1 protein-coding gene is annotated in these 1,608 nt (G+C 58.6%); it reads left to right on the top strand.

Annotation, left to right across the window (positions count from 1 at the left end; all coding sequences use genetic code 11):
• On the top strand, positions 1-1,526 hold a 1,526-nt coding region (locus WCB02_RS21930), incomplete at its 5' end, for a hypothetical protein (protein ID WP_423961352.1).
• Between the last annotated feature and the right edge of the window lie 82 nt (positions 1,527-1,608).

Genomic DNA, 1,608 nt, shown 5'->3' with positions numbered 1-1,608 from the left:
CAAACCACCAGCGCATCCCACTTGAATATCGCTTGCTTGAAACGACTCGCGCATACGCTGCCCAGGCATCGAATCTTCCGGGTGAGAGAGAGCAGGCCCGGGAACGCCATGCCCGCTATTTCCTCCGTTTGTTGGAAAACCAGGATTGGGAGACCTACAATCCCGCAGTAGAACGCGTAACAATGCGCGGCTATCTGGACGAGGTTCGTGCGGCACTCGACTGGGCTTTCTCGGCCAATCCAAGCCTCGGCACGAGACTGGTTCTTGCGGCAGAACGTATGTGGCTCGAACTCACGTCGCTGGCTCAAGGCGTCTCTCACCTGACCATGGCATTGCGTTTCGTCGACCTCAACCCGCACGAGGACGCCACGATGAGATGCCGCATTCTGGTATCGCTGGCGTCGGCGCAGGTGTACATCCCTGGGCGGCAAGACACGAGCCTATACGAGCATGCTTGGCAAGCGGCCCAAGTTGCCGGCAATGACTTCCTCGAACTCAGAGCTCTCTACGGAATCATTCAAGCCCGGCTTCTCACGAGAGTCACAGCCTCATATCATATCGATGCATTCGCTGCTGTATGCGAACGATCGAACGATCCCGTCGCGCGAAAATTCTTGTTGCGATGGTCTGCGTTCAACGATGCCGAACTGTCCGAGATCAAATCCGCGGTTGCCAAGTTCGAGGCGTTCTTGAAAGATGAGCAGCCGATTTCGAAAGTTACATCGCTGTATTTCGGCGGTATCGACTCCACAATTTCATGCAAGGTCGGACTGGCCCAAGCCAAGCACTATTTGGGTTACTCCGACCAGGCCAGGTCGCTGCTAGACTCCACGGTCGCCGAGGCAGAGAACCTGGGTCATGCTACGACCCTTTATTTCGTGCTTGCCCAGGGAGCGACCTGGGTCAACCTTTCCTACGGAGACTTTCAACGCGTCAATGCGTATCTTCGCAAGTTGGAAGATGTGGTGGCACTCTATCGCCCGTGGCGCGTCGTCGTTGACTGCTTCAGGGCGCTTTTGCTCCGGGACGAATCCGGTAATTTCAGCGAAGCTGAACGGCTTCTGGTTCAAAGTCTGCAGGAGCCATTCATCTTGAAGACCGGCACGCTCCATCCGATCTTGTGGATCGAGCTAGCGGATACGCGTCGGATGCTCGGCGATCTCGACGGCGCTAGAGCCGCGGCCAAGCGGGCGATGTCGCAATGTCTCGGCGATGGCGATGCCCGCCTCATCGGTAAGCACAACTCGGTTCTCGGAAAAATTCTCATGGCGCGCAATCGCGCAGGCGACCTCGACAAAGCGAGGGCTCTGTTTGCCAACGCAATCGAATTGACCCGCGCCCGGGACATCTATCTGCTGGAGTGTGAAGCTGCCGTCGGTCTTGCCGAGCTGGAGCTGCAGGCCGGCCGTCGAGGCCAAGCGCGTACCATGCTCACTCGGTTGCTTGCGCGCCGTGGTGACCGGGAGCGTGTCCCCGGCCTTGCTCAGGCGCAGAGGCTGCTCAACGCGTCCGAGGTGGATGGCTGATCGTCTTGGTCCGGCAAGCGTCGCGATCGAACAGGCCGCGCAGACGCGGGCGAAGCGATTGCAAAACCGAAAAACGTCCCGG

Origin of the sequence: Bradyrhizobium sp. (assembly GCF_049581145.1) — a bacterium.
Lineage (GTDB): Bacteria > Pseudomonadota > Alphaproteobacteria > Rhizobiales > Xanthobacteraceae > Bradyrhizobium.
The sequence above is the reverse complement of the archived record's forward strand: the minus strand, read 5'-3'. Positions and strand labels throughout refer to the sequence as shown.